Source organism: Bradyrhizobium sp. USDA 4461, from assembly GCF_054055655.1.
Genome location: NZ_JBSRXM010000001.1, coordinates 3,739,425 through 3,766,044 on the forward strand (window position 1 = coordinate 3,739,425; position 26,620 = coordinate 3,766,044).

17 protein-coding genes, 2 tRNA genes and 1 pseudogene are annotated in these 26,620 nt (G+C 60.4%); 10 read left to right on the forward strand and 10 right to left on the reverse strand.

The window, feature by feature from the left end; translation table 11 throughout:
* Positions 1 to 157 precede the first annotated feature (157 nt).
* Positions 158 to 433, reverse strand: coding sequence for a CtrA inhibitor SciP (gene sciP, locus ACVINW_RS17535; protein ID WP_002714638.1), 276 nt, complete (start codon positions 431 to 433; stop codon positions 158 to 160).
* 496 nt (positions 434 to 929) lie between these two features.
* Between sciP and ACVINW_RS17540 the strand changes: the two genes are divergently transcribed.
* Positions 930 to 1,709, forward strand: a complete 780-nt coding sequence (locus tag ACVINW_RS17540) for an alpha/beta fold hydrolase (RefSeq protein WP_456752463.1) — start codon at positions 930 to 932, stop codon at positions 1,707 to 1,709.
* Positions 1,710 to 1,798: 89 nt separating this feature from the next.
* On the opposite strand, the gene ACVINW_RS17545 is transcribed toward ACVINW_RS17540, so the two are convergent.
* The 4 genes from ACVINW_RS17545 to ACVINW_RS17560 all read right to left on the reverse strand — a co-directional run bounded on the left by ACVINW_RS17545 (position 1,799) and on the right by ACVINW_RS17560 (position 6,964).
* Complete coding sequence (locus tag ACVINW_RS17545; RefSeq protein WP_456752464.1) at positions 1,799 to 3,115, reverse strand: TIR domain-containing protein; 1,317 nt, start codon at positions 3,113 to 3,115, stop codon at positions 1,799 to 1,801.
* 362 nt (positions 3,116 to 3,477) lie between these two features.
* On the reverse strand, positions 3,478 to 3,657 hold the full coding sequence (locus tag ACVINW_RS17550; protein ID WP_456752465.1) for a hypothetical protein: 180 nt from the start codon (positions 3,655 to 3,657) through the stop codon (positions 3,478 to 3,480).
* Positions 3,658 to 4,656: 999 nt separating this feature from the next.
* Positions 4,657 to 5,376 (reverse strand): flagellar hook assembly protein FlgD, encoded by a 720-nt coding sequence (locus tag ACVINW_RS17555; RefSeq protein WP_456752466.1) that lies wholly within the window; start codon positions 5,374 to 5,376, stop codon positions 4,657 to 4,659.
* Positions 5,377 to 5,386: 10 nt separating this feature from the next.
* Positions 5,387 to 6,964 (reverse strand): flagellar hook-length control protein FliK, encoded by a 1,578-nt coding sequence (locus tag ACVINW_RS17560; protein ID WP_456752467.1) that lies wholly within the window; start codon positions 6,962 to 6,964, stop codon positions 5,387 to 5,389.
* 359 nt (positions 6,965 to 7,323) lie between these two features.
* Between ACVINW_RS17560 and mnmA the strand changes: the two genes are divergently transcribed.
* The 4 genes from mnmA to ACVINW_RS17580 all read left to right on the forward strand — a co-directional run bounded on the left by mnmA (position 7,324) and on the right by ACVINW_RS17580 (position 9,852).
* Positions 7,324 to 8,520 carry a tRNA 2-thiouridine(34) synthase MnmA gene (gene mnmA, locus ACVINW_RS17565; protein WP_456752468.1) on the forward strand — a complete coding sequence of 399 codons (1,197 nt, stop codon included), beginning with the start codon at positions 7,324 to 7,326 and terminating at the stop codon, positions 8,518 to 8,520.
* A 75-nt stretch (positions 8,521 to 8,595) separates the two neighbouring features.
* Entirely contained in the window at positions 8,596 to 9,234 is a 639-nt protein-coding gene (locus ACVINW_RS17570) for a class I SAM-dependent methyltransferase (RefSeq protein WP_456752469.1), read from the forward strand.
* Between the two features lie 53 nt (positions 9,235 to 9,287).
* Positions 9,288 to 9,659, forward strand: coding sequence for a hypothetical protein (locus ACVINW_RS17575; protein ID WP_456752470.1), 372 nt, complete (start codon positions 9,288 to 9,290; stop codon positions 9,657 to 9,659).
* Positions 9,660 to 9,775: 116 nt separating this feature from the next.
* A tRNA-Met gene (locus ACVINW_RS17580) sits at positions 9,776 to 9,852 on the forward strand.
* Here the strand turns inward: ACVINW_RS17580 and ACVINW_RS17585 are convergent.
* The 3 genes from ACVINW_RS17585 to ACVINW_RS17595 all read right to left on the reverse strand — a co-directional run bounded on the left by ACVINW_RS17585 (position 9,809) and on the right by ACVINW_RS17595 (position 13,300).
* Complete coding sequence (locus tag ACVINW_RS17585) at positions 9,809 to 11,578, reverse strand: recombinase family protein (RefSeq protein ID WP_456756422.1); 1,770 nt, start codon at positions 11,576 to 11,578, stop codon at positions 9,809 to 9,811. The two genes, ACVINW_RS17580 and ACVINW_RS17585, sit on opposite strands and share 44 nt — an antisense overlap.
* 538 nt (positions 11,579 to 12,116) lie before the next feature.
* Positions 12,117 to 12,644: a hypothetical protein gene (locus tag ACVINW_RS17590; protein WP_456752471.1), complete on the reverse strand. Its 528-nt coding sequence runs from the start codon at positions 12,642 to 12,644 to the stop codon at positions 12,117 to 12,119.
* Between the two features lie 580 nt (positions 12,645 to 13,224).
* A tRNA-Ile gene (locus ACVINW_RS17595) sits at positions 13,225 to 13,300 on the reverse strand.
* An 820-nt stretch (positions 13,301 to 14,120) separates the two neighbouring features.
* Here ACVINW_RS17595 and ACVINW_RS17600 point away from each other — a divergent pair.
* The 4 genes and pseudogenes from ACVINW_RS17600 to ACVINW_RS17615 all read left to right on the forward strand — a co-directional run bounded on the left by ACVINW_RS17600 (position 14,121) and on the right by ACVINW_RS17615 (position 20,908).
* Positions 14,121 to 17,214, forward strand: a pseudogene (locus tag ACVINW_RS17600) (efflux RND transporter permease subunit).
* 282 nt (positions 17,215 to 17,496) lie between these two features.
* Positions 17,497 to 17,664 carry a hypothetical protein gene (locus ACVINW_RS17605; protein WP_456752472.1) on the forward strand — a complete coding sequence of 56 codons (168 nt, stop codon included), beginning with the start codon at positions 17,497 to 17,499 and terminating at the stop codon, positions 17,662 to 17,664.
* A 263-nt stretch (positions 17,665 to 17,927) separates the two neighbouring features.
* Complete coding sequence (locus ACVINW_RS17610; RefSeq protein ID WP_456752473.1) at positions 17,928 to 18,845, forward strand: sulfite exporter TauE/SafE family protein; 918 nt, start codon at positions 17,928 to 17,930, stop codon at positions 18,843 to 18,845.
* A gap of 923 nt (positions 18,846 to 19,768) precedes the next feature.
* Positions 19,769 to 20,908: an MFS transporter gene (locus ACVINW_RS17615; protein WP_456756423.1), complete on the forward strand. Its 1,140-nt coding sequence runs from the start codon at positions 19,769 to 19,771 to the stop codon at positions 20,906 to 20,908.
* Positions 20,909 to 21,238: 330 nt separating this feature from the next.
* Here ACVINW_RS17615 and fcl read toward each other — a convergent pair whose 3' ends face one another.
* A complete protein-coding gene (gene fcl / locus ACVINW_RS17620; RefSeq protein WP_456752474.1) occupies positions 21,239 to 22,198 on the reverse strand; it encodes a GDP-L-fucose synthase in 960 nt (319 codons plus the stop codon).
* Positions 22,179 to 23,264, reverse strand: a complete 1,086-nt coding sequence (gmd, locus tag ACVINW_RS17625) for a GDP-mannose 4,6-dehydratase (protein WP_456752475.1) — start codon at positions 23,262 to 23,264, stop codon at positions 22,179 to 22,181. The genes fcl and gmd overlap by 20 nt, the downstream gene beginning before the upstream one ends.
* Before the next feature lie 1,357 nt (positions 23,265 to 24,621).
* On the opposite strand from gmd, the gene glmS reads away from it, so the two are divergent.
* Positions 24,622 to 26,448: a glutamine--fructose-6-phosphate transaminase (isomerizing) gene (glmS, locus tag ACVINW_RS17630; RefSeq protein WP_456752476.1), complete on the forward strand. Its 1,827-nt coding sequence runs from the start codon at positions 24,622 to 24,624 to the stop codon at positions 26,446 to 26,448.
* The last annotated feature ends 172 nt before the right edge of the window (positions 26,449 to 26,620 follow it).

The window sequence follows — 26,620 nt, forward strand, 5'->3', positions numbered from 1 at the left end:
TCGGCCCACGCGGGTCCGACTGGGCAAATATTGCCTAGGGTATGGTTTCCATATGGTTAACGAAGGTTAAGGACCGCGGCAAAAACGCGGACATGAAAAAAACCGGCTTCGCAAAGCGAGGCCGGTTTTCGTCAAATGCCACAGGATCGGCGGGGACTTACTGCCGATATTGCTGAATGCGGGTGGTGCGCAGCCCGGCCAGACCATGCTGGTCGATCGAGAACTGCCAGGAAAGAAATTCATCGACGGTCAATGTGTAGCGGCTGCAGGCCTCCTCAAGGGAGAGCAGGCCGCCGCGGACCGCAGCGACGACTTCGGCCTTGCGGCGGATGACCCACCGTTTGGTACCGGGGGCCGGCAAATCCGCAATCGTTAACGGGCTGCCGTCAGGCCCGATGACGTATTTCACCCTCGGGCGATGGGGTTCTGTCATGGCGTACTCACAAACTCTCAACCACTGAACTCGCAAGTGGTAACCTACGCCCACCGGTTTAAAATTTGCCTAAGCCCAAGCGTTCAATACGAATCTCGTTGGAATGGCCGGGAACAGGGGGGCGGATCGGGCAGCCACATCCTGGCTGTGCTCCTTACGTCGGGCTCCTGAGCAAGCGGTACCCCTCTCCCTAGCCCTCCCCCGCAAGGGGGGAGGGAACCCATCCGCCAGCGCGCCCCTCACATTTCTTGCGCTTGCGGGGGAGGGTTAGGGAGAGGGGTAAGCCCCGGGCGAGATGATCGATTTGAGACTTGCTCTCGCAATCTCTGCGCCACGCCACGCTGCCTGTCGAAAAGTCGCGTCCGCATCCCGTTCACTGATCCTTGATCGTCACATCGGCGCCGCGCGTAACCTCGTGCCCTGGCGTGCGTAGGAGAACTTGTCCGCTCACCGCAGGTGGGCGCATTCCAACCATCCGTCCACCCGAGCCCTTGTCATGATCATGAACAGACGCACTTTCTCGGCTGCCTTGCTTGCTGGCGCGGCAGCCTCATTGGTGTCCTCGCGCGGCATGGCCGCAACCACGCCGCCAGTGAAGGCGCGCAACGTCGTTTTGGTGCATGGCCTGTTCGCCGACGGCTCGTGCTGGTCCGAAGTCATTCCGCGCCTGCAGAAGGCCGGGCTCAACGTGACGTCGGTGCAAAATCCGCTGACCACGCTGCCGGAGGCGGTCGCATCGGCGCAGCGCGTGCTCGATCGCCAGGACGGTCCGACCGTGCTGGTCGGCCACTCCTTCTCCGGCATGATCGTCACCGAGGCCGGCGTGCATCCGAATGTGTCGACGCTGGTCTATGTCGCGGCGCGCGCGCCCGATGCGGATGAGGATTACACTGCGCTTGCAAAAACCTATCCGACGCCGCCGGCGAGCGCCGGCATCGTGTTCGATGGCGACGAGGGCCGGTTGAGCGAAGCGGCTTTCCTGCGCGATTTCGCCGGCGACCTGCCGGAAGCAAAAGCAAAGGTGCTCTATGCCGTGCAGCAGCCGTTCCACAAGCAGCTGCTCACCGGCAGGACCAGCCACGCGGCCTGGCGCAGCAAGCCGAGCTACTACGCCGTCTCGGCCGAAGACCGTACCATCAATCCGGATCTCGAACGCTTCATGGCGAAGCGGATGGGTGCCACCACGATCGAGGTGAAGGCGAGCCACCTCGCGCTGATCTCGCAGCCCGAACCGATCGCGCGGCTGATCTTCGCTGCCGCGGGACAGGCGGAGTGAGTGGCGCCGGCCAGCGTACTTTGGCCCACGGCCGCCGCTCGAAATGACGCAACAGCCGGGTAGCGGCGATACTCCGCGGAGGCCGCCTTTCAATCCCAGTTCAACTTTGGCGTTGTCGGCGTCTGCCCGGATTTCGTTTCAAGAAGCCATTGGCGCCAATCGGGCGTATCGAAAGGTTTGACCTTTTCATCGATGCATTTCTGCAGCTGCTCACTCGAGATACGTGTAACGGGAGCGCGTTCCATGCCTCGTAGCACGGCTGCAAAGAGAGCATCAATTTCAGTCACCCTCGCTACAGCGCCATAGCATATCGCCTCTTTGGCATAAGCGGACTCTTCAGCCATTGCATAGACGACTAGCGGGGTGCTCAGTCCCCGCTGGCTGACCTCGGCCAGGAGTTGATAGGCGAATCGATCCTTCGGATTCCCGTAGTCTGCAATAATCGCATCGTAACGATCGATTAGACTCTTCTTTGCAAGTTCAATGTCGTCCATTTCCCGGATTGTGATGCCAACCCCCTGCATCCTCCGACGAAACTCATCTTTCGCAGCCCGACTCAGCTGCGGCTTATCATCAAACCAAAGAATTCTCCTTCGGCTCCATGGAGTCGAAGCGATCTGCCGCGCCGCGTCCAAGGTCTCTCGTGCGAGTTCACGTGGAGAGCCCCAACCCGGTTTGCGAGCAGCAACGTCTGCGGTTGCATCGGGAATCTCGAATGACTGGAATGTACTGGCTAGCTCGAAAAAATCCACGAAGCGACGACGTTGTAGTTCCGACCAGAAGCCAAGTGAAGTCACCACGCCAAGGACTACCGCCGAGGCGGTGGCAACGTACTTGCGCCTGCGGCGCCTGGCGCGCTCTGCACGGCGGAAGACGACGTCGGTATCGAGCCCCGTCAGGCCTGCGATCACCTTGGCCAACCCGAGTTCGCGCCCGTCGCCGGTCTCACGCAGATCTGGCCCAAGGATGGTGATGGGGCGCTCAGTGACACTGCCGTCGTCTCCAAGCTCGAACCTCAACGCAGGCGGAAAATTGTCCGGAAAGGTCCCGTCGACGATCACGGGGATCAAAGGCCGTTTCGGATGACGCGATCGAAACAGCCGCACCTCCTCATTGACCGCGGGGCGGCCCGCCGCGACAGCTGAGCACACCACAATCATTGCCGCCGCTTGGTCGACGGCAGCGATCGTGGCCTCCGTCAGCCCGCGTCCCGCGGCAAAATCCTCGCGGTCGCGGAAGATGGGTCGCAACGTTTGCGGATCCCGACCAATGTCTGTCTCTCCGTCAACGAGATTCGGGTCGATCCGGTATCCTTCCAACCGCCGATGCAACCACGTCGCCCAGCTGGTGTCCGCGCGTGCGTAGGACAGAAAAGCTCGGTACTTGAGTGTGACAGGCGGCCGCATCGGCAGTCTCCCAGCTGCTGACAAATCTCGTGGTCTCCGATTACAACCCACCCGGCATACCTTGCCAACTGCGGTGAGTGCTGGATTCACTCTTTGGTTGAGGGTGCCGGCTTGCCGTGGAGCAGCCGTCGCGCCGTTCGCGAGGGGAGTGTTGGAGATTGGAAAGGAGCTGACTATCAGTTGTGCGCCAAAAGCCATTCGAGCAATTGGCGCCGTTTCAACCAATGCCTCATTGCGGGCTCGGCGTCGGCCGCCAGGACAGGCCATCGGACCAAAGGCAGATTGCGATTGCAGCCAGGCACAATGCCCCCGCCGATCCAGAAGATCGGAGCGCGTCGCGGTCGCGCGAGGGCTGTCGGCGACTACTCTTCGGCCGCCGGCAGTCGCTCGCGGAGCGCCGCAATCTCCAGCATGACGGTGATGGCGATGGTCTTGAGCCGCGCGTTCTCGGCCATCGTCTCGGCGAGTTGGGGAGGAAGGGCGATCGCCTGCCGGGGTGCGTTCTGGGCGCTGTCGGGCGATGGAGGGCGTATCGGATTCACGAGCTAACTCTTTCCCGGGTGGTCGAAGGCGGGCGGTTCGGGTCGCTGCGCAGGTTTACGGGCCGGTCAGGCGCGGGAAATCACGATAGCGTCGGCTAGCTTACAGATAGCTGACGTTCCGCATTTACTTCTGATCGTGTCTGCCGTGGGTGGGACGTTGCACCGGCGCGCGAGACCGCTGCCATCGCAAAACTGCGGAATATAATCCTGAGTTGCCCGACGGCGCAAGCTCTCCGAAGTGAAATATTTCGGTTTATCGTAACGACAACTCAGTGTATGGTTCGCCGGTCTCACCCGATCGAGGGGCGCTGCGCATCGTCAGGAGTGTTGCGGTGAGATGCGGTGGACGCTGCTTGCGCACTGACGACGTGCACATGCGGCGGACGGCGAAGTCGTGCAGACCTGACGCCCTAGCGGCAGGTGTCTCCCGCGAGATGCGAAAGCGTTTCGCAGCGACGGTGACAAACAAGCCCAGTCTCACCGGGGCGAGCACGTATAAGCCGTAAAACCATCGCGCAGGGAAAGCCGGGATGTTTCCGGTTACACCTGTGGTCCTACCTCCCGCGTTTTTCATTACGCGGGACCCATGGGTGCGATCGGCACCCGGCTTTCCCTGCGCCCTCTGCCTCCAGAGCGGCGAAACGAAATGCAAAACTTCGGACAGATGATGTCGCGAGAGTGCGGATGCGTGCGCAAACCTATCCCCGTCATCCCCGCGCAAAGGCGAAGCCTTTGAGCGGCGATGACGGGTTGAGCTCTACCGCGCGAGAACCATCAGCATCGTCGTCCCGGCGAACACAGGGAATCATAACCACAAATGCAGATTGTTGTGCGATGCTGGAACGACGAGTCTCGTTCACGACACAAGCCCCGGCGCATGGGTCCCTGCCTGCCGCGGGGACGACAGACGTGTGCGACGCGCACCGGCGACCCTCAAAGGGCCTCTGCATCTTCTGCGAAGTTCAGAACCGTGTCGGCAGAATCCAGCCAAGTCTCGAACTAGCTGCTGCCACCAGTCGCGCCGCGCACCACGCGCTTGATTTTGTCGGTGGTGTAGGTCTGGCCGCCGATCGAGAGCAGCGGAGGGGAGGCGGTGAGGTCGACGGAGTCGACCATGCCCTGGATCTCGGTCGAGATCGCGAGGTCGTTGCCCTTGGAATCCTTGCCGGTGGCGGTCAGCGTGTAGGTGCCGGCCGGCCATTGCGTGCCGTCATTGCCCTTGCCGTCCCAGACGAAGCTGGCGTTGCCCTGCTTCAGGTTGAAATTGCCGGAGTAGGCGGTCTGGCCGGTCGAGCTCGTGATCGTGATGGTGGCGCTGGTGGCCTGCGGGGACACCAGATTCCAGGTCGCGGATTTGTCGAACTGCGTCTTGCTGCCGTCGACCGCGACCGTGTTGCCGACATAGACCAGCGCCTGGGTGGACTGCGCGCTCTTCTCGATCGCGATCAACTGCTTCAGCTGGTCGTTGGACTTCAGCTGCTGCTCGACGCCGGCGAACTGCACGAGCTGCTGGGTGAACTGATTGGTGTCGAGCGGGTCGAGCGGATTCTGGTTCTGCAACTGCGTGGTCAGCAGCGTCAGGAAGGTCTGGAAATTGTCGGCGATGCCCTGCGACGACGTGGTCAGGCCGCTGCTGCTGCTGCTGCTTCCGGAACTCGTTCCATTGTTGGTGGCGGGTGCCGAGACGACCGGCGTTGGCATGGTTGCATCGACTGCCATGGTGAACTCCTTACACTCTGATATCGACGCCGCCGAGGGCGCCGGTTGCGCGGCCGTAGGAGCGGCCGGCCGCCGCGGCAGGAACGCTGTCCTCCTCGGCGACGATCAAATGGTGGGCGTTCGGATTCGACTGGCTATTGTTGTTCTGGCCCGACTGCGACTGATCGCGCAGGCTGAACTGCAATCCGCCGTTGCCGGTCGACAGGCCGGCGTTGTCGAGCGCGCGCTGCAGCTGGTTGGCGTCCTGGCGCAGCATCGACAGCGTCTCCGGGCGTTCGACGGTGAGATGCGAGGTCACCTGGCCGTTACGGTCGACATCGATGCGGACATCGATGCGGCCGAGCTCGGCAGGGTCGAGCCGGATCTCGAAGCGGCTCTTGCCGCTCTTGGCGGAGGCCGCGATCTGCATCGCAAGGCCGCTGAGCGGCACGGCGGCGTTCTGCGCGGCGTTGGTCACGGTCAATTGCGCGGTCGCAGACGGTGTCGTCTGGCTGCTCGCCAGTTGCGCCTGGAATGTATTCGCGGCCTGCGCGCTCGGATCTGGTGTCGTGACCTGGGCCTGCGCCGCTGCGTGGCCGCCGACCGCCAGCGTCGGCGTGGCACCGTCGCCGCTGCTCGCATCGGCCTTGATGGCATCGGCGGCACCGTCCGCGGCGGCCTTGGCCTTGCCGGAGACCGCAGCCGCCTGCGCGACCGCGGGAACGACCGTCGTCGGATTGGCCGGCGCGGTGGTGCTGCTGCTCGGGGCCGCGCCATCGGGGTCGGCGGGCGCTGCGGCGGTTGCGTCTTTCGCGGCGACCTGTGCCTTGGTCTGTGTCGGTGCTTTCGCGGCCGGCGTTCCGGCGGCAACGGTGGCGGCGAGCGTCGCATCGCCGGTCGCAGTTGCTGCGCCGGAAACCGTGGCCGCATCGGGGGTGACGATCTGAGCCTCGGTCTTGACGCCGGCCGCCTTGGCGACCTTGTCGGCATTCGCGGTGCCGGTTGCCGCTATGGCGGGGTCCGCGGCGGCCGGCACGCCGGTGCCGGTCGCGGCCCCGGTGCCGGCGATGGCGGAGCTTGCCGCGATGGCCGCTGCTGCAATCGCGAGCGGTGCGGTGGGCTGGTCGGATGGCGTGGTGGCCGTTGTTGCAGCGGCAGTCGCCGCCGCGGCGACCGGAGCAATCAAGGCGCCGGCGGCTGCCGCACCGGCCGGATCCTGCGCCGGGGTCGCTTGTGTCGCGGCGGACTTGTCACCAGTGGATGGCGCATCGGTACTCGAACTCGAGCCGTCCGCTTTCGATTTCGACTTGGTCTTGCGCGGCGTGCCGGTGTCGCTGTCGTCGACGACGGTCTTGTCATCCCGCGACGTCCGGTCGGGCGCCGTGCTGTCGTCGCGAGAGCGGGTGTCGGTGGTCGAGGACGAATCGTCGGAACGGCGCGCCGGCGCCGGCGGCGAGTCGTAGCGGCTGCTGTCGCTCGCCGACGCAGAGCTGCTGTCGACCAGCGCGGCAAAGCCGTCGTTCCCCGCCTGCGGGGCGGCATCGGGCCGCGCCGACCGCGTGGCCTGAAAAGACCGGCTTGCCAATGCTTCCGACGTCACGCTGACCACTGCCAACCCTCGCAAATGAGACTTCCGGCGTTATGTCAGCAAGGAGCGGGCCAACCCGCGGGTGCAATAAATGGTGAGTTATTTCAGCTGGTTATGAGTAGCCTCGGAGCCCTGAAGCGGGTTCCCGGCGGGTCTCCTTTTTGCCCGGCGGCAAGATTTGCCGTCCGCGCGCGGCAAGGCACGGCGTCGGCCGGATTGCCTCGTCGGAATACGGCCTATATTAAGAGTGGCCGCCGACGCGTCCCGAACCGACCGACCCGGTCTTGGACACGTTCTAAGGCTCTCTGGACAAAGGATTTTTCCAATTCCGTCGCGGAGCGTATGACGTCGCCGCGACAGTGACCAATGACCGCTTAGAGATGCTCAACAGTCTGGATCTTGAAGGCCGCCCTGAAGACACACGGATCGTCGTCGCGATGTCCGGCGGCGTCGACTCGTCGGTGACGGCTGCGCTGTTGAAGTCGCAGGGCTATGACGTGGTCGGGATCACGCTGCAACTCTACGACCACGGCGCTGCGACCCATCGCAAGGGCGCGTGCTGCGCCGGCCGCGACATCCACGATGCCCGCAATGTCGCCGAGCGGATCGGCATTCCGCATTACGTGCTCGACTATGAAAGCCGCTTCAAGCAGTCGGTGATCGACAATTTCGCCGACAGCTACGCGCTCGGCGAGACGCCGGTGCCGTGCATCGAGTGCAACCGTTCGGTCAAGTTCCGCGATCTGCTGGCGACCGCGCGCGAGCTCGGCGCGCAGGCGCTCGCCACCGGCCACTATGTCGCCTCGCGCCGGCTGGCCGACGGATCGCGCTCGCTGGTCTGCGCGGCGGATGCCGATCGCGACCAGAGCTATTTCCTGTTCGCCACCACGCGCGAGCAACTCGACTTCCTGCGCTTCCCGCTCGGCGACATGACCAAGCCGCAGACCCGCGAGCTGGCGCGGCGCTTCGAGCTCGAGGTTGCCGACAAGCAGGACAGCCAGGACATCTGCTTCGTGCCGACCGGCCGCTACACCGACATCATCGGACGGCTGAAGCCGAATGCGATCGCGCCGGGTGATATCGTCGATCTCGCCGGCAATGTCGTCGGCCAGCACCAGGGCATCGTTCATTTCACCGTCGGCCAGCGCAAGGGCCTCGGCATCGCATCCGGCCACCCGCTCTATGTGGTCAAGCTCGATGCGGCGACGCGCCAGGTCGTGGTCGGACCGCGCGAGGCGCTGCGGATGGATCGCATCGCGCTGCGCGACGTCAACTGGATCGGCGACGGCGCGCTGGATCGCGTGATCGGCGAGGGCATCGAGATCCATGTCCGCGTGCGCTCGACGCGTGCGCCGCAGCCGGCATGGCTGCGCGCCGCCAATGGCGGTTATGAGGTCGAGCTCGTCGCCGGCGAGGAGGGCGTGTCGCCCGGCCAGGCCTGCGTGTTTTACGACGCGCCGTCGGGGCAGGCGCGCGTGCTCGGCGGCGGCTTCATCAGGAGTGCGAGTGCGAGCCGCGTCGCGCGCGCTGCAGCGCAGGATGCGATGGCGCCGCTTGCGGAAGCGGTTCGCGGATAGCGCATGATCCGGAAAAGTAAGAACCGGTTTTCCGAAGCGGTCATGCGCAAACAAAGCTGAATTCGGGGCAGGGGAATGGCTGGGGACATCGACCGCGACGGGGTCGAAAAGGCGTATGGCCGCTGGGCACCGATCTACGATCTCGTGTTCGGCAAGGTATTCGATCAGGGCCGTCAGTCGACGATCGCGGAAGCCGATCGGATCGGCGGACGCGTGCTCGACGTCGGCGTCGGCACCGGTCTGTCGCTGTCGGATTACTCGCGCAGCACGAAACTCTACGGCGTCGATATTTCCGAGCCGATGTTGCGGCGGGCGCTCAAGCGCGTGCGCGCGCTGGGCCTCGGCAATGTCGAGACGCTGGCGGTGATGGACGCCAAGAACCTCGCATTCCCGGATTCGTTCTTCGACGCGGTGGTCGCGCAATATGTCATCACCGCGGTGCCCGATCCCGAAGCGACGCTCGACGATTTCATTCGCGTGCTGAAGCCGGGCGGCGAGTTGATCCTGGTCAATCACATCGGCGCCGAAAGCGGCCCGCGCCGCATTTTCGAGCTCGCCTTCGCGCCGCTGGCGCGGCGGCTCGGCTGGCGTCCGGAATTTCCGTGGGAGCGGCTGACCAATTGGGCCGCGAAGCATGGCGGCGTCAGCCTCGCGGAACGCAGGCCGATGCCGCCGATGGGGCACTTCTCGCTGATCCGCTTCCGCAAATCGTGAGGCTGCGGCGATTTTGACAGGGAACATCGGCGCCTCGTCCCGGTTTTCTCGTCATGAGATTCGACCGAACACTCGCATTGTCCTGTGTGCTGATGCTGGCGCCGGTTGTTGCCGCGGCGCAGGCGCCGCCGACACCCGCAACGCCGCCGGCGCAGACCGCGCCGCCGGCACCGCAGCGCGCCGCCCAGAATCAGAATTGCGCGCCACAGCAGCCGTCGCGTCCGGGGGCTGCGGCTCCCGAGGGAACCACCACCGGGCAGGCCAGCCAGCCGCTGGGTGATAAGCTCGCCAAATCGGACGGGGTGTTATGCCCGCCGGCCGGCGTCGATCCCGATATGCGTGCGCCGACCCCAGAGGGCGGCAACACGCCGGTGATTCCACCGCCCGGCAGCCCCGGCGGCGACCCGACGGTCCGGCCGAAATAGCCCCTGTCTGCAATAAGTTGCAGTCACGCTTGGGTTTGCTTGACAGGCGCGCATGCCGCTCTTTATATGCCGCGCGTTCGCAAGGTGCGGCTCGACGCCGCCGATCGCGAGCCCGTGGCGGGGTAGCTCAGCTGGTTAGAGCACGGGAATCATAATCCTGGGGTCGGGGGTTCAAGTCCCTCTCCCGCTACCATCTTTCCCCACACTCCCCTCTCCAAGTTGGGGTAGGCAGCTGAGTTGGGGTAGGCAGCTGGGCCGAGCAGCGCATTCAAACGACCTGCTATCTCAATCGCTACTCCGCCAAGTCTGGCAGGATCCCGGAACACAGTGACCGTATCCACAAGGTCCCTGATAGCTTCTGCGGCCTCTCCGTCGCCAGCCGTGACGCTTTTTCCCAGTGCTTCTTGAAGCCGACCGATTTGCCGCTCGTATCGTTCCAAGATGGCGGGATGCAGCGCGATTTCATTTGGAGGAGGTGGTTCGCTCTGCAACTCCGCAGAGATCCGCTTTCGTTCGGCATCTAACGCTGTCGATCGCGGTCCGAGGACCGACGGATCGCCGTGTCCTTTCGCTATTGCATCCACCAGTCGTTCAATATCTCGATTAAGTTGACCAAGCTGCTGCTCCAGGCGCTGCCGCTTCGCCTGTGATGTCGCTGCGAGGCGCTTCCGCTCCTCCAGATAGGTGCGTACGTACTCCGAAATAACTTTTGGGGCGCGCAATTCGGCCCTTAGCCCGCTGAGGACCGCACTTTCGACCGTATCCAAGTAGAAGGTCTTGGCATCAGGACAAGTGCCGCTCTCGGTCGCCGCGGAGCAGCGAACACGAACGCGCCCTGATTTGTCCCGTCCGTTGGTTGCCATGCCCGAGCCGCACGAGCCGCAACGGAGCAGGCCGGATAGCATCCGACGAGGCCGACGTTGATGGCTGGGATGCGTGTGACTGCGCTCTTCTTTGCGATGCTGGGCAGCCGCGAATAGTTCTGTATTGATAATTGCAAGATGCGGCACTTCGGCAACCTGCCAGTCATTCTTCGGATTTGGTCGTGACAGGCGCTTTCCCGAGTCGGGATCTTTCACCATCCTGACTTTGTTCCAGACGAGCCGCCCTACATAAAGCTCGTTTTGTAGAATGCCGGCGCCTCTCTGAAGGTTGCCATTAATTGTTGAGGCATTCCATGCCCGCCCCCGCGGCGGTGATATCCCATCCGTGTTGAGATCGTGCGCGATTTCGCGAGGCGTACGACCGTTCACGTACTCCTGAAAGATGCGCCGGATCACTTGTGCCTCGTCCTCGACGATGGCTCGTTCGCCATTCCTTCCAGCGACCGCGACGTATCCGTATGTCAGGCCGCCTCCAGCCAAACCTTGTTTGATCCGCCCCGCTTGGCCACGACGCACTTTATGTGCGTTGTCCTCACGGTAGAGTTGTCCTACTAGGCCGCGAAGGCCGACTAGCACGGTGTTTACAACGCCTTCGTGGACCGCCCGGATCTCGATCCCGAGGAAAGAGAGCCGCTTGTGAATCCCCGCAAGATCTTCCATGTCGCGAGAGAGGCGATCGAGCGCTTCCACGATCAATACGTCAAAGCATCTCTCCCGCGCTTGGTCCAACATTCGGAGAAGGCCTTCGCGCCCCATGACTGAGCCGCCCGAACGAGCCCGGTCTTCATAGGTGCTGATAACAGTTAAGCCTTCGCGCTCGGCATAGCTTTGACAAAGTGAAAGCTGATCCTCAATCGAACGTTCGTTCTGAAGATCGGTTGAGAATCGAGCATAGATCGTCGCTCTCTTCCTTGTCGCGTCGATGGGCGAGGTGCTTTTCATGATCTTCCCTTGCGGCCAGACGAGCAAGTGCGCGCGCGAGCTGTAGGATCGCCCTATCTGGTTTTGTCTGCAAGGACAATTTGCGATTCGCATCCCGCACAGCCGAACCTCTGATGATCGAGCAACTCAACGAGGCTCACGCATCTGCGCTGGCGCGAATCCACAAGATGTGGGGGAAGTGATCATATCGAGCATCATGCTCGGACGCTGCCTAAGCGGAACGACCGTTATGAGTTGGTCGTGCAATCGGATGCTGCAGCGAAGAAAAAGAGGGACCTGGAACGGCTTCGAGCCAAAATGATGCTGCTGGGAAGCGGCACACCCGGCTGTATTTGCAACTTAGTAGATACCTAGAGCGAAAATTGCGATGTCGTCATCGACAGCGCGCTGGCCAGCTGCCGATTTTGCTGCCAGTTCAGCCTAAATCGAACCTGCAGCTAGGTCGTTATGAGCGGAGGGGAGATGGTGGAGGGCTAGGTGTTTAGTCCCAAGCTTTGATGGCGCATTCTTGTCGCACGATTCGAAGGATGCGCTATGGGAAAGGTTTTAAACGGCTGCGCCACCACGACGGAGGCAGTCCGTCAAGCGAGCGGCGGAGCTCTAAGACTATCCAAATTTTCCCCCGTAACGCTCATTCGAGCCGGTACTTCCTGCCGTTAGTGTTCGGATCAGTATTATCACTCGTCGAGAACATGAGGATCGGGGCGGTCTCGTCGGCCTCCTTGTAGAGTCGGTAGAGCCCTCGGCCCTTCGCAGAGATCTCCTGCGGATCGCTGTTGGCGGGTCCGATCAGCACGCCGTCTTCGTAGAGTTTAGCCTCCCGCAGCTGCCGGATCGGATACTTCACAACCATAACCCAGGCCTCGCCCTGCCAACGGCGAAATACGCCGTGCAGGCTGTAGTCGACTGGTTGAGCTGGCAACAGGAAAAGAAACGCGCTCGACGCCATGGCGAGGAGCGTTGAGCCGATCGCGACCTGAGCGCTGGCGTTTGCCTCGTTTCCGGGCGGTCGAGCGGTGGCAACGCCAGCCGCCACGTACAGGCTAAGGGCCTCCGACATCCCGCGCTCACGGCCAGCTCCGAAGCCAAGACCGTAGGAAATGCGGATGCGAAGACCGAGCAGGCCGGCGCACAACAGCGGAACAACGAGGAAATTCACGACGGCTAAACGTTAAATTGTCTATAATACTTCAGCAATCTCTATAGCGGCCACGGATAGAAATAAACCATTCGCGTGCTCACGTGGCCAATTTTACTTGTCCGTTTCGTACCGCCATCTGGCCGGTAAGTCTCGCGCGATCGTCTCGGCTATGGCGTCTAGAAGTCGCTATGCAGGCGGCCTACTGCGGCGGTCGGCGATTTCACGCGTAAGGAATGGAGAGGGCGTGGCTAGCGTCAATTACCGACGCGGTCTTTAAGGTGGGACCCGCGATCCTTCATTGCGTGCGTCTGTGGTCGCGCATCTTGCGCGACGCTATGTACGCTTCGGACGAAGTCGGACGAGGAGAGACGGTTTCGGTAATGCAGCGTGCGGCCCTGATGTGGGAGGCCGCAGGCTTCCTAGGGATGAGCGAGAAGACGCTGCGCGAGACGTATGGGCACCATCACCACGAACATCTGAGAGGCGCCGCGAACGCCATCGGAACGCACCCCGCACCGAACAAGAACGTAGGGTTGGTTGTTTCGTTGGCTGATGCGAAGGCGAAAAGGGAAAAGGCCAGCCAAGCCACTGAATCCATTGGTGGGCCCGGCAGGACTCGAACCTGCAACCAGACCGTTATGAGCGGCCGGCTCTAACCATTGAGCTACAGGCCCCGCTGCCGAGGCGGCGTGGCATGCTGTATCGTTTACAATTTGTCTGGCGCTCCGGCAAGGTTGGGCCGCGCTACCGCGCGCTTCGGACTTCTCGCGGGCGTTGCCTTCGGTTCTGCAGTTCGGAGCTTGAACGCGACCTTCAAACCTGTTTTTGGCACGGTTATCATGCGTCGTCATGTAACCGCGCGACGTGCGTAGAGTCGGGGCTGCTTATCCTGCGGCAAAGTCACCGTCTCACTTCAGTCGGCAAAAACGGACCGCGAACTTCGGCTCGGCAAGGTCACAAGTCTCACGCGGTGGAGACCAGCGTTCGTTCTGACAAACCTTGGTATACGGTTTGCAGCCCATCCGGTATCGCTCGTTTACCTTTGTAGAGTTGTGCATCCGTCAGGTTATTTCTAGTTTCGATGTCGAAGCTAGGCATTCGATTGAACTGTTGAAGCTTTAAGCTGACCTGAGTGGCTACCGGAAGTAGTTGCGTCCCATTTGACCTAAGGACGAGAGTGAATGGAACACGTGAGCTCTCCTCCATATCTTGAGGCGGACCTCAGGTGATTGTGCGCAAAAAGACATGGGCTTGATCTTGCGAAGCTGCTCTCTTGTCCGAGATCGCGATCCGGGGGCGGGGCTGACATTCATCCAAGCAACCAGGATGCAAGAAGCGGAGAATTGAGCTCTCTGCTTGGGAAACACGTGAGTCTTTAGAGTAGCCGCTTCCGCATCCCTCATAATAGTGGCTTCGCCGCAGTCACCTTTGATGACGATGGCCTAGGGCGACCTAGCCGCGAATCTCCGTCACCCTCTTTGTATGCGAGTCGAGATGGCATTTACCGAGCTTTTCATCAAACGTCCGGTGTTGTCTATCGTCGTCAGTCTCCTGATCCTGCTGATCGGCCTTCGCGCCGCTTCCGTTCTACCGATCCGGCAATATCCTAAGCTGTCCAATACGGTCGTCAATATCACGACATCCTATCCTGGCGCATCTGCCGACATGATCCAGGGGTTCATCACCACTCCACTAGAGCAGGCAGTCGCTTCGGCAGAGGGCGTCGACTATGTCACTTCCTCGTCGGTGCTCGGCACTTCAACGATCCAAGTCTACATCAAGCTCAATTTCGACCCCAATGAGGCACTCACCGAGGTTCTGTCTAAGGTCAACTCAGTCAAATATTTGATCCCGAAGGAATCAAACGATCCGGTTGTCACTAAGTCAACCGCTCAGGCCACCGCTGTCATGTACATCGCCTTCTCCAGCGAGGAACTAACGGCCAGCGCGATCTCCGATTATCTCTCGCGCGTCGTGCAACCGGTTATGTCTACGGTAGACGGTGTCGCGGCGGCAGACATCCTGGGCGGCCAGAATTTTGCGATGCGGCTGTGGCTCGATGCTGCGAAAATGGCGGGGCACGGCGTGTCACCTGATGATGTTTCGGCTGCAATCGCTGCCAACAACTTCCAGACCGCGGCCGGCCAGACCAAGGGCTATTTTACTATTTTCGATGTCACGACAAACACCGACCTGCGGAGTGTCGATGACTTTAAGCGTATGATTGTCAAAGCCAATGACCACGGCTTCGTGCGCATGGAGGATATTGCGACAATTGAGCTTGCCGCGCAAACCACGGACGTCAGCGTCTCCATGAACGGCGAGCACGCGGTCTTCGTCGGCTTGCGGGCGAGCCCGCAAGGCAATCCGCTAAACATAGCGCGAGGCGTTCGCGCGATGTTTCCAGAAATGGAGCGTAACCTGCCGCCATCACTGAAGATGAAAGTGGCCTACGACTCCACCAAATTCATTCAATCGTCGATCGATGAAGTGGAGAGGACGCTCATTGAGGCGGTCGTGATAGTGGTGGTGGTGATCTTCCTGTTTCTCGCCTCGCTGCGGTCGGTCATCATTCCTGTCGTCACTATTCCGTTGTCGCTCGTCGGTGTCTGCAGCATGATGCTGGCGCTGGGGTTTTCATTCAATCTGCTTACCCTCCTTGCGATGGTGCTCGCGATTGGTCTCGTGGTCGACGACGCGATCGTCGTGGTAGAGAATATTCATCGCCATCTAGAAGAAGGTGCGCCGCCCCGGCAGGCTGCTGCGAGAGGCGCGCGCGAGATCGTCGGCCCCGTTGTCTCCATGACGATTACGTTGGCCGCCGTATACGCCCCCATCGGCTTTCTCGGTGGCCTCACCGGTGCGCTGTTCCGCGAGTTCGCGTTCACGCTGGCGGGGGCGGTGATCGTGTCGGGCGTGATCGCTTTGACGCTGTCTCCCATGATGTGCTCGGCTTTCCTGAGGAACACTGAGGAGGGGCGGTTTGCTAGATTTGTGAACCGCGTGTTCGGTGCCATGACACGCTGGTATGGCCGCAAGCTCGATCGCTCGCTCGACTATCGTCCAATTACCGGGCTATTTGCCGTGACCATGCTGGGCCTCGTCGGCTTTCTCTATGCGCACACTTCCAAGGAGCTCGCGCCGGAGGAGGACCAAGGGATTGTATTCGCACTAACCAAGGCGCCGAAATACGCCAATATTGACTATCTCGACTATTACGGCGCCAAGCTGGAAAAGGCGCTTCGGAAGTTTTCCGAGACCGATTTGAGCTTCGTACTCAACGGTAGTGGCGGTTCGCAAGCGGGTATGGCCGGCATGTTGCTCAAGCCGTGGGACGAGCGCAAGCGATCATCGATCGTGCTTAAGTCCCTGCTCCAAGCCGAACTGTCCAAGATCGAAGGCATTAGCGCATTTGCTTTTAGCTTGCCGGCGCTTCCGGGCGGATCGGACGGTCCTGCCAGTGCAGATGGTGATCAATTCGACGCTCGGCTTCCAATCCGTCTATGAGCAGATGTCGAAACTGAAGGACGCCGCACGCAACAGCGGCCTATTCATGATCAGCGATTCTGATCTTGAGTTCAATCAGCCGGTGGTGCGAATCAAGGTCGATCGATCCAAGGCCAACGATCTTGGCATCACCATGCAGAATGTCGGTAACGCGCTCGCCATCCTACTTGGTGGAAACTACATCAATCGCTTCAATCTGGAGGGGCGCTCCTACCAGGTGATCCCGCAGGTGCCGCGTGAGAAACGTCTGGCCCCGGAAGCGATCGGGAACTATTATGTGAAGACTGCGACGGGCTCGATGCTTCCGCTATCCACCGTCGTCTCGGTCGAGACTGCGACTGATCCGAACGCGCTCACCCACTACAACCAGCTCAACTGCGCGACTTTTCAGGCCGTGCCGATGCCTGGCGTCACGATCGGTCAAGCCGTGGACTTCCTGGAGGCGGAGGCAAAGAAGCTCCCCGCAGGCTTCAGCCACGACTTCCTTGCGGAAGCCCGGCAATATGTGCACGAGGGTAACCAGCTGGCCATCACGTTCGCATTTGCACTGATCGTCATATTCTTGGTGCTTGCGGCGCAGTTCGAAAGTCTGCGCGATCCCATCATCATTATGATCAGCGTGCCGATGGCAATGGTCGGCGCCTTGATACCGCTATTCTTTGGCTGGGCGACGATGAACATCTACACTCAGGTCGGACTGCTGACCCTTGTCGGTTTGATTTCCAAGCACGGGATCCTGATGGTTGAGTTCGCAAATGAGCTGCAGTTCAAGGAGAGACTTGACCGTCGCTCGGCGATCGAGATGGCGGCGCGCGTCCGACTTCGTCCAATCTTGATGACGACGGCGGCGATGGTCACGGGCCTGATACCCTTGTTGACCGCAACGGGAGCCGGAGCCGCGAGCCGCTTCTCGATCGGGCTCGTGATCGTCGCTGGGATGTCTGTCGGCACAATGTTCACGCTCTTCGTGTTGCCGGCGGTCTATGTCGCGATCGCATCCGATCACCGTGTCGACGCGAGTTGCGGCCACGAGAAGGGCGGCCTCTCGGGAGCCGCTAATGCCCAGCTGGCCGAGCAATGATACCAAAACCAATCCGGGTGGGCGAGATTGCTGGCCTGGATTGGCGCGTTGTCCGCTGGCCGTGGTGATTTGATGGGCCCGAATTTCGTGAGGGGGCCGAATGATGATTCTTGGTTGCTGCTCCCGTATCGATCCATCTTTCGCCAGCCGGTAGGACTAAACCGTCAAGAAATACGATCGTTCATGACGCAGGTGTGGTGAGCGAAGGAGCCTGGGACGGTTTCATGCTCCCCAGTACCGCGAGATCTTCATACCTGTGCTGCCGAGCTTGGCGAGCATCAGATGCTCGGCAAAGAACACGTCAACGATCCGTTGCTGCTCCGCTACGCCAAATTGCTGGGACGTTCACGGCCGCAGAACGTTCAATTCCGTACTCGCCACGGGGCGGCGGAGAGAATTCATGCATCGCTTGGTGAAAAGGCGGCGTTACCATTATCCAAATTCCGCTAGAAATAGAATTATCTACCCCGCGTCGCCGCCGTATTGGCTGAGTGATCAGTCAGGTAGCGGGAAGTACGGCACGGCTTCTCAACCGAAGCCGATAAAGGAGCAGACGTTGAACCGACGCACATGACCACGTTCACTGCCACAATGAAGGCGGCATGAGCTGCCAAGAGCGTGGCCAGAATCTGCCTCAGTCCTGATGGCACCAATGTTCAGGTCTGATTCCCTGACACATGGTCCGACGCCCTCCGAAGTGCGAAAGTTATCTAATGCCTGAGTTTGATGCAGCTATGTTTTTTCTAGCCGCAACGACGTGCTTTGCGGCTTTTGTAAATGGAGCCATCGGCTACGGGTTTTCGTCGCTCACTGTACCTCTTGCGCTACTTTTCTACACCAATCGCATTCTCAACCCCGCCATTGTTATCATCGAGGTCTTCGTCAACGTCTACGTCCTCCTCATCAATCTGAAGGGCGTGCCGGCGGTTTGGAGACGAGTGTTTCCCATCTTGCTTGGACTCTTGCCGGGCATTGCGCTCGGAGGTTATGCGTTGGCCTCGCTGCAGCCGGGCTGGATCAAATTCGCCACCTACACGATCATACTACCCCTGATCCTGCTACAAGCCGCAGGTTGGCGCCGCCCTATCGAAGCTAGCTGGCTGATCGGTCTGCCATTCGGTTCGATGCTGGGCATCCTCTATTCGGTTACGACCATCTCCGGTCCGCCTTTGGCGATGTTGTTTAACAACCAAGGCCTGGTCAGAAGCGAATTTCGCGCCGGTCTAGCCGTGGTTCGCGTGGTTGAATCGAGCGTGACCGCCTTCGTCTATTACAAGCTGGGCCTGTTCATCTCCGAAAGCGGCAGCCTGCTCTATGCCTTTATACCCAGTGTTATGCTCGGCATCCCGCTGGGATCCTACGCCATCCGCCGGCTTGATCCTGAGATATTCCGACGCATCTGCATGAGCTTTGATGCCTGGATCGTCGGATTCGGTCTGGCGCGGGTGCTGATCGAGCTCGACCTAGTGCGGAGCTTCTGGGCTTATGGCGTGATGTCGGCGACGATACTGATCGATCTTTGCTTGCTATACTCTTTCTTTACCACGCACGGTCCGACCTGGTCAGAGCGACGGTCTCGGCGATTGAACGATATCGGCGGGCCCCCAGTATCGAACGCACGCGCGCCCTGAACCTACCAGCCCGAAAGCAGAATCGATGACTGCGCGAGACGCCGATGTGGCTCTGTCGGCGCCAACGATAAGGGCATGACAACTGGCTGATTGCTCCACGACTATCCGGTGTTCCGAGGCGGGGAATTTGGAATCTCGGTTCTGAACCGTCGGAGGCAGATGTTGGCGACTTGTCATTCGAAGTGCTTGTGATCGTTGCTCGCGGGCGCTGATCGAGGAAAAGGATCACTCGAGACACAAGCACTCGAGTCGCCGTCTCGTCGGTCATCGGTAGCAACACCGCTCATTGTGCGGCGATCATCGAATCTGCTGCCAAAGAGCAGCCGGGCGCATTCCCACTACCTTACACAGGTTGCCCGGCAGCTTCGGGCAGGTACGTGAAACGCTACCATTCTGCCGATCTGGATTACGGTCTGCGTTTACAAGGAGCGATGCAAAATCGGTATTAGCCTGCTAGCCGACGATCCGAACACCAGCCTTGTGATCCTCAAGCGTTCTTAAAGACGCTAGCGTCAGCGGTAATGCTCGGTGGAGTGGGCAAGTGCAACCGCGGAACTTGCGGCCGTGTTCGCCAGCCGTAGCTTTCTCCTCGAAATATAGACAAGGACGTCCCGACGATTTTTGTAGGCTTTGTGACAATGGATATCAAGTTGTTGCGCCTCTGACTGGCGGAGAAACGCAAAGGCTGCGTGCTCGTAGGGGGCGCTCATCCGGGAAAGACAGGCCGGAACACGCATCCGGGTTGCTTGACGATCACTAAGACTCGCATCTGAGGTGGCCCGAGCTTTTGCGATGGCATCGCATTTGCAGAGATAAAAATATCAACACGATGTCATCCTCGTCGAGCTGCGGCCGCTTGCAGGCGACGCACACAGGATGAGGGGACAACGCGCTTACGAGCCGTTCTCTCAGGAGTGCCAGTGATATCATCTGCCAATTGGGCTGCCAGCCTGCTTGGGACGCGGCTTGCGTTTTTTGTCGCCGGATTTGGCCTCGCGGCGTGGGCGCCTTTGGTGCCGCTTGCCAAGGAGCGGCTCGCGGTAGACGACCGCATGCTTGGTCTTCTGCTGCTCTGTCTCGGAACAGGATCCGTTGTCGCTATGCTTCTGACCAGCGTGTCGAACGCGCGGTACGGCAGCAAGCCCATTATCCTCGTGGGCGGACTCGGCGTCGCGCTTATCCTGCCGTGGCTAGCTATCGCCGGAACACCTCTTTGTCTGGCTACTACGCTGTTTGCTTTCGGCTTTTCACTCGGTGCGATCGATGTAGCCATGAACATTTATGCGATCGAATTGGAGCGCACCACCGGCCGTCCGTTGATGTCCGGCTTCCATGCCCATTACAGCATTGGAGAATTTACGGGCTCTGCTGCCGTGACCTTGCTTCTGTCGCTTCAGCTTGATTCGCTTTTTTCGACGTTGGTCTGTTCGACGTTTATGATGATCGCGATAATGTCGGCGTGGCCGCGGTTGACTGCGACGAGCTTGAGACAGCAGGGGCCATTGTTTGTCTTGCCCAATCGCAGTGTTCTGCTAATAGCTGCGCTCGCGGCTATCACCTTTCTTGTCGAAGGTGCGATGCTTGATTGGAGCGCTTTACTTCTCGTTGGGGAAGGTCTTCTCACGGAGGCGCACGGAGGTCTCGGATGTATGCTGTTCGCCATCGCGATGACCGCAGGGCGTCTCGGCGGAGATGCCGTTGTGGAGCGAATCGGTGATCGTGCCACATTGATGCTCGGAACACTGCCGATCATGATAGGCTTCTTGGCTGTGGTGATCGCACCGGTTGCGTTGATTGCGATGGCAGGGTTCCTGCTTATTGGATTGGGTATTTCAAATGTTGTACCCGTACTGTGTCGACGCGCTGGCAAACAGAAGGTGATGCCGGTAGGCATTGCAATCGCGGTCATCACAACAGCTGGCTACGCGGGTATACTGGTGGGGCCCGCCGGCATCGGGCTCGTCGCACACCTGACTGGCTTGCCTTTGGCGTTCGCGATGTTGGGTACGCTCATGTGCATCGTCACGCTATCGGCACGGATGGTGATGGCAGACGGTCGTTAAGGCCGTTAGTGCAGAGAAAGGGATTTGGCATGATCGTTCGCGGGGGCGGCGTTCGAGGATGAAAGTCGATCAGGTCGCAACGTTAGCAGTAGAACGGTACGCCTCGGTCACGGCCATTCTTCTTTTTCTGTAAGTTGGCTGGCTGAGTCGTAACTAGGATATGCGAGTCACTCGGGTGATCGGACATTCCAACTGAGTGCCGTTGTTGATGAAGACCGTTGCGCAACGCGCGGCAAGTTTCCAGGGTGGCCGGGGTCAGCCAGGCTGGAATATCCAATGTCCGCTGATGCTCGGATAGATTTGCTTGTACCCGCTGTCGGGACAGCCAGTTCACTCAGGTGCCGTACATTTTCTGTTGGCGAGATACGCCTGGTACGCTAGCCGAATGCCGTCCTCCAGCGAGGTCTGAGCACGCCAGCCGAGCATGGCCAGACGCTTGATGTCGAGCAGCTTGCGCGGCGTGCCGTCCGGGCGCGAGGTATCGAAGCTGATCTCACCACGAAAACCGACGGCAGCCGCGACCATGAGTGCGAATTCGGCGATGGTGATGTCCTCGCCGGTGCCGATGTTGACCAGCTCCGGTGAGGAATAGGTCTTCATCAGATGAATGCAGGCGTCGGCGAGATCGTCGACATAGAGGAATTCACGGCGTGGCGTGCCGGTGCCCCACACCACCACGTTGCCTGCCCCCGAGACCTTGGCCTCGTGAAAGCGGCGGATCAGCGCGGCGACAACGTGGCTGTATTCGGGGTGATAATTGTCGCCGGGACCGTAAAGATTGGTCGGCATCACGCTGATGAAGTCCGAACCATACTGGCTGCGATAGGCCTCGGCCATCTTGATGCCGGCGATCTTGGCGATCGCATAGGGCTCGTTGGTCGACTCCAGCAGGCCGGTCAGCATCGAGTCCTCGCGCAGCGGCTGCGGCGCGAGGCGCGGATAGATGCAGGACGAGCCGAAGAACATCAGCTTCTCGCAGCCATTGGCATGCGCCGCCTGGATCACATTGGTTGCGATCGCCAGATTGTCGTAGAGGAATTCGGCCCGCAGCGTGTTGTTGGCGACGATGCCGCCGACCTTGGCGGCGGCGAGGAACACGGCCTGCGGCCGCTTCGCGGCAAACCAGCCATTGACCGCGGCCTGGTCGCGCAGATCGACCTCGCTGCGCGACACCGTCAAGAGATCAGCCTGTTCGCGCGCCAGCCGGCGCAGCAGCGCCGAGCCGACCATGCCGCGATGGCCGGCGACGAAAACCGTCTTGCCCTTCAGCTCAAACGCCGTGCTTGCCATTGGCCGCATCCTGCCTGGCCTCGACGAGATCGCTTGCGACCATTTCCTTCACCAGTTGCGCGAACGGCGTCTTGGGCGCCCAGCCGAGCTTGGCGCGCGCCTTGCTGGCGTCGCCGATCAGAAGATCGACCTCGGTCGGACGGAAATAGCTCGGATCGATCTGCACCAGGGTGTTGCCGGTGGCCTTGTCGACACCGATCTCCTCGACGCCCTTGCCGCGCCATTCGATGCTGCGGCCGACCTCGGCGAATGCCAGCTCGACGAATTCGCGGACCGAACGCGTCTCGCCGGTCGCCAGCACGAAGTCGCCGGGCTCGTCCGCCTGCAGGATCTTGTACATGCCCTCGACATAGTCGCGGGCATGGCCCCAGTCGCGCTTGGCATCGAGATTGCCGAGATAGAGCTTGCCCTCCAGGCCGGCCTCGATGCGGGCGACCGCGCGCGTGATCTTGCGCGTCACAAACGTCTCGCCGCGGATCGGGCTCTCATGGTTGAACAGGATGCCGTTGCTGGCGAGCATGCCATAGGCCTCACGGTAGTTCACCGTGATCCAGTAGCCGTAGAGCTTGGCGACGCCATAGGGCGAGCGCGGATAGAACGGCGTGGTCTCCTTCTGCGGGACCTCCTGCACGAGCCCGTAAAGCTCCGAGGTCGAGGCCTGATAGAACCGGGTCTCCTTTTCCATGCCGAGGATGCGGATCGCCTCCAGCAGGCGCAGCACGCCGATCGCATCGGCATTGGCGGTGTATTCCGGGCTCTCGAAGCTGACCTGGACGTGGCTCTGGGCCGCCAGATTGTAGATCTCGGTCGGCCGGATCTGCTGCACCAGCCGGATCAGATTGGTCGAATCGGTCATGTCGCCGTAGTGCATCAGGAACGGCACGTTGCCGGCATGCGGGTCCTGGTAGAGATGGTCGACACGCGCGGTGTTGAACGAGGACGACCGGCGCTTGATCCCGTGCACGGTATAGCCGAGCCCGAGCAGATATTCGGCGAGATACGCGCCGTCCTGCCCGGTCACGCCGGTGATCAGCGCAACGCGCCGTTTTGAGTCCTGAGCCGCCATGGTCTCTCTCAGTTGCGCTGGAAAGAAAAGCGCCCCCTGAAGCGCGCTTTGCGAGCGCTTTCTCGCGGTATCTAGATCCGCGCACCACCCGCAATTGGTGGAGAACGATCGTCAGATCGAGTCATACACATCATGTGGAAATGCGCACTATATACGTTGATTTACTCGCCTGGAGAGCGGGTGCCATCGAGTTGATTTCGACTAACACACACGCGCGACCTGCTTACATCCCGATGATCCTAAGCGAACAAGCCGGAGGACAAGCATCGTCACGCGCAGCCGCACGCTGCTCGGGCGATGTTTCCAACGAGATGGATGCCGATGCTCCACGTTCCTTGTCCATCCTCGCGCACGTCGCGCAGTCTCGCCATGGCCGTCGGCGTGGTTTGCCGAGGTCCAGTTGCCGACGCACCTGTCGGAATGACGCGCCATGCAAGGACACAATGAAGCTTGTGCCTCGATATCGCATTCCACAAAGCTCCCACACCTCGTCGACCCCAGCGCTTCTTCCTCTAAGTGTAAGCCGACGCAAGAGGAATGAGAAAGAATGGCAAACGTTGGTATAGTTCTTCGAACGTTTCGATATCGAAAGCTTACGTTCGTACAATAGAGAGTTCGATGCAATCGTTTAGTCTCGTATCTCGACGAGTAACGACAAAGACGATCCATACGAGAGCGGCTGCATAATATGCGGATAGCAGACATGTGGAAAGCGCGGTGAGGCCGCATCCTTCTAGCTGAAGGGAGTGCCGCCTTTGCAAGGCTCTCGAGGAGATCCTCAGTTGGGCGTCGGGACCGTTACGCTCGCGTCAGTTGCTGACCGGACCGGTCGCGTCGCCGCTCGCTGTTTCGGGATTTTGAGCTGAAGAGTCGTGAATGGCTCATCAGAGATGATGAGCCAAATAGGACATGACGCTTCAGCCTGGAATGAGTAGTCGGACGATCTGGTCCAAAGCTCCTCAATCCATGAAGCCGAGTAGCTCGCACGATCTATCCTCGCGGCGGGCTTACCACGAGATGGTCACAATTGCCGCGCCATCGAGCGAGGTGTGTGTTTGTGTCGGGATTGGATGCCGCACTCAACCACGCAAGCATGCCCGCATATCGGGCTCACCTCGAAGGGGGCATGCCTTTCGTGGTCACCACTGTTTTGTATTCGATGAGGCAACCAAAAGTGCAGCGTAGCCGGAGAGCGATGATGGTTGAAATAGACTGAGAACCATACTTGCGAACGCGGCGATACATGAAGTCGCAGTAAATCGATAACTTGATAACCTATGACCGTCGGGTCGGAAAATTCCATGGATTCTCTCCGTGGGAACGGCTGACTCTTTGAACCTGGGCTGCATCGATCAACATGTGTGGAATAGTCGGCATCTTGGCGCGTGGTCCTGTCGCCGCGCAACTGGTCGCCTCGCTGAAGCGATTGGAATATCGTGGCTATGACTCTGCTGGCGTAGCGACGCTCGACGGTCTTCGTATCGAGCGCCGGCGCGCTAAAGGTAAGTTGAGCAATCTTGAGGAACGGCTACGGCATTGTCCGCCGTCGGGTCATATTGGCATTGGTCACACCCGCTGGGCGACTCATGGAAAACCGACCGAGAGCAATGCTCATCCGCACGCGACAGAGAATGTCGCGGTCGTTCACAACGGGATCATTGAAAATTTCCGCGAGCTGCGAGCCGAACTGGAGCGGAATGGAGCTCATTTCAGTTCAGAGACGGATACCGAGGTGGTGGCGCATCTCGTCGAATCCTACCTCAAGAATGGCTACTCGCCGCAGGATGCGGTGCAGGCCTCGCTGCCTCGGCTGCACGGAGCTTTCGCTCTGGCATTTCTGTTCAAAGGCCATGAGGATCTTTTGATCGGCGCGCGCAAGGGGTCGCCCCTTGCGATCGGGCATGGTCCCGGCGAAGTTTATTTAGGATCGGACGCGATCGCACTGGCGCCCTTGACCGATGCCGTTACTTATCTTGAAGACGGCGACTTGGCCGTGCTTACCCGCGCGGTCTGCTTGATCTATGGCGCAGACGGGACTGTCGTCCATCGGGAAACATCCAAGTCGGGCGCGTCGTCACTCCTGGTGGACAAGGCGAACTATCGTCATTTCATGGCAAAGGAAATCCACGAGCAGCCGACTGTGGTCGGACAGACGTTGGCGCATTATCTCGATATGGCAGCCGAGCGCGTCGTCCTGCCGCTTACACTGCCGTTCGATTTCAATTCTATTCAGCGCATTTCAATTACAGCCTGTGGCACGGCGAGCTATGCTGGTTACATCGCCAAATATTGGTTTGAACAGCTGGCCCGCCTGCCTGTCGAAGTCGACGTGGCGTCCGAGTTTCGCTACAGGGAGGCGCCTTTGCGCCGGGGCGATCTCGCGATCGTCATCTCGCAGTCCGGGGAAACCGCCGACACCCTGGCCGCGTTGCGCTATGCCAAGAGCCAGGGTCTACACACGGTGTCCGTGGTCAATGTCCCGACGTCGACCATCGCGCGCGAGAGTGAATCCGTGCTACCGACGCTGGCGGGTCCAGAAATCGGCGTGGCCTCCACCAAGGCATTCGTCTGCCAGCTGGCGGTGATGGCGGTCCTTGCCGTGGCAGCAGCCAAAGCGGGCGGTAAGCTATCCGAGATCGATGAATCGAAGCTTGTGCGCGAGCTCATCGAAGTGCCGCGGCTGATTGCTGCAGCGCTGTTGGTCGAGCCGCAGATCGAGAAACTGGCGCGTGATATCGCCAAATCGAGCGACGTGCTCTATCTCGGCCGAGGCACATCGGCGCCCCTGGCCTTGGAGGGCGCGCTCAAGCTGAAAGAAATCTCCTATATCCACTCAGAAGGCTACCCCGCCGGCGAACTCAAGCATGGACCGATTGCATTGATCGATGAGACCGTGCCCGTGGTGGTGATCGCGCCCTACGACCGGGTCTTCGAGAAAACCGTCTCGAACATGCAAGAAGTCGCCGCTCGAGGGGGCAACATCATCTTGATCACCGATGCAAGGGGTGCCTCGGAAGCGACGGTGGATACGCTCATGACGATTGTGCTACCAGATATGGCTGCAAGTTTTACGCCCATGGTTTATGCCATCGCGGTGCAATTGTTAGCCTATCATACCGCCGTCGTTATGGGAACGGACGTGGATCAGCCGCGCAATCTTGCCAAATCCGTCACTGTTGAATAGATGGCCGCGGCAGCGTCGATATGCTTTCCCGCGCCAGTTCCGCGGATGCAAGAACATGTCGTCGTGACTCCTATTGACGACTGCTTGGTACTCGCCGCGCCCGCCGAAATTATCGAGACTGCGATCTGGAAGCGAGTCCGGCTTGACCCTAACCGCTATCGGAGGGAGGCGA

Excerpts from the sequence above, each read along its gene's own strand:
- fcl (WP_456752474.1), bottom strand. The coding sequence starts at position 22,198 with ATGGCAAGCACGGCGTTTGAGCTGAAGGGCAAGACGGTTTTCGTCGCC.
- gmd (WP_456752475.1), bottom strand. The coding sequence starts at position 23,264 with ATGGCGGCTCAGGACTCAAAACGGCGCGTTGCGCTGATCACCGGCGTG.
- ACVINW_RS17585 (WP_456756422.1), bottom strand. The coding sequence starts at position 11,578 with ATGCGAATCGCAAATTGTCCTTGCAGACAAAACCAGATAGGGCGATCC.
- ACVINW_RS17570 (WP_456752469.1), top strand. The coding sequence starts at position 8,596 with ATGGCTGGGGACATCGACCGCGACGGGGTCGAAAAGGCGTATGGCCGC.
- sciP (WP_002714638.1), bottom strand. The coding sequence starts at position 433 with ATGACAGAACCCCATCGCCCGAGGGTGAAATACGTCATCGGGCCTGAC.
- ACVINW_RS17545 (WP_456752464.1), bottom strand. The coding sequence starts at position 3,115 with ATGCGGCCGCCTGTCACACTCAAGTACCGAGCTTTTCTGTCCTACGCA.
- ACVINW_RS17605 (WP_456752472.1), top strand. The coding sequence starts at position 17,497 with ATGCTCGGCAAAGAACACGTCAACGATCCGTTGCTGCTCCGCTACGCC.
- ACVINW_RS17575 (WP_456752470.1), top strand. The coding sequence starts at position 9,288 with ATGAGATTCGACCGAACACTCGCATTGTCCTGTGTGCTGATGCTGGCG.
- mnmA (WP_456752468.1), top strand. The coding sequence starts at position 7,324 with ATGCTCAACAGTCTGGATCTTGAAGGCCGCCCTGAAGACACACGGATC.
- ACVINW_RS17610 (WP_456752473.1), top strand. The coding sequence starts at position 17,928 with ATGCCTGAGTTTGATGCAGCTATGTTTTTTCTAGCCGCAACGACGTGC.
- ACVINW_RS17540 (WP_456752463.1), top strand. The coding sequence starts at position 930 with ATGATCATGAACAGACGCACTTTCTCGGCTGCCTTGCTTGCTGGCGCG.
- ACVINW_RS17555 (WP_456752466.1), bottom strand. The coding sequence starts at position 5,376 with ATGGCAGTCGATGCAACCATGCCAACGCCGGTCGTCTCGGCACCCGCC.
- glmS (WP_456752476.1), top strand. The coding sequence starts at position 24,622 with ATGTGTGGAATAGTCGGCATCTTGGCGCGTGGTCCTGTCGCCGCGCAA.